The 1,414-nt window shown below is 65.3% G+C and carries 2 protein-coding genes; both read right to left on the minus strand.

Features of this window, described 5'->3' with window-relative positions:
• Positions 1-505 precede the first annotated feature (505 nt).
• Positions 506-943, minus strand: coding sequence for an ATP-binding protein (locus tag I4J89_RS49045; RefSeq protein WP_196421093.1), 438 nt, complete (start codon positions 941-943; stop codon positions 506-508).
• A gap of 204 nt (positions 944-1,147) precedes the next feature.
• Positions 1,148-1,414, minus strand: a 267-nt coding sequence (locus tag I4J89_RS49050) for a sigma-70 family RNA polymerase sigma factor (protein ID WP_196421094.1), incomplete at its 5' end; no start/stop codon positions are given.

The raw sequence follows: 1,414 nt of genomic DNA on the forward strand, positions 1-1,414 counted from the left end.
GCGTCCCGGCAATCAAAGATTGCCAAAGGAATCCTCAACCCATCGCCTAAACGACGGGCCGGGGTATTGCCATAAATGGCACTGGCTTATCAAGCACCCTGTTGAGTTCTCAAAGAACAACCGCACACCATCAAACCGAACCGCTTTCGCGGCCCGCCCTCCGGGGCACTCGTTCAACTTTACTCTCTCGTTTTCCGCCCCGTCAAATCCGCGTTTTCCGCGAATTCGACTGGATTGGAAATCCGTTCGAGTCCCCGCAGCACAGTACACGCCGAGGCGTCCGTACCGAATCTTGGGGTTTGGCAGGACGGCCGCTGCGGATCCCTCCGCGGCTCGCCCGTTTCCCTGCCGGCTCGGAGAACTTTACCCGGTCGTCCGCACAGCGCCAAATCGGCCCCTCCCCCTTCTGGGACCCGAGTGAACGAGCGAGCCGAACGGCGATTGGTGAGCCGGAATGGTATTTATGCGACGATGCCACTACGGACGGTCACTGCTGTGCGGGAACCTACGCCTTACGCAGGAAGCTCGCCCAGACGTGCTTGGTGTCGGCGTTCTTGTACCAGCCGACGTCGATCGCGAAACTGCGTGCCAGAACCAGACCGAGCCCACCCATGCCCGGTGGCCGATCCCGGTCGAAGTAGGGCTCCGCCTCCAGGTCGTGGTCCGCCACGTCGATGACCAGCCGGTCCTCGTCCTGCAGCAGACAAACCACGGTCGGCGGCAGCCCGTGGCGCAGGGCGTTGGTCGCCAGTTCAGTCGCGACCACTGCCATGCGATCGGTCAGATCGCCGAGCTCAGCCGCCGTTCGCTCGCCCGTCGTGGCCTCGGCCAGCGCCGAGCGCAGCGCCGCCCGCAAAAGCCGCAATCCCCGGAAGTCGCTCAGCGTCCACCGATGCAACTCGACAGCGCCAGGGTGCGGCGCCGAGGCGGGCAGCGCGGTCATGCTGTCCATCTTGCCCCGGCGGATCGAGAAAAATATGGCCCGTCCAGTCCGGGCGGCAAACCGGACGGCTTACCCCCGGAGCGTCGACCGCCCCTGCACGCGGCTGAGCCGAGGTAGACGTCGAGCAGTGCTGACGCCACCGGGCCAAGAAGGAAAGCAAAGACGGCGTCGGCCGAGGCCGACGCCGTCTTTGGGGAGGGCTTGTCAGATCGAGTCGGCCGTCAGCTGGCCGCGCAGCTTGGTGAGGGCCTTGGTCAGCAACCGGGAGACGTGCATCTGCGAGATCCCGATCTGCTCGGCGATCTGCGACTGGGTCAGGTTGCCGTAGAAACGCAGCGTCAGGATCTTCTGCTCCCGCTCGTCCAGCGTCGCCAGGGCCGGACCCAGCGCCACCCGGGTCTCGGCGATCTCATACTCGTGGTCCTCGCCACCGAGCGTGTCGCCCAGCTCGGTCGTGCCGTCCGCGCTGAT

The organism is Actinoplanes aureus, from assembly GCF_015704865.1.
Lineage (GTDB): Bacteria > Actinomycetota > Actinomycetes > Mycobacteriales > Micromonosporaceae > Actinoplanes > Actinoplanes aureus.

Bases quoted from the DNA above. Each gene is read 5' to 3' on its own strand.
- I4J89_RS49045 (WP_196421093.1), bottom strand. From the start codon at position 943: ATGACCGCGCTGCCCGCCTCGGCGCCGCACCCTGGCGCTGTCGAGTTG.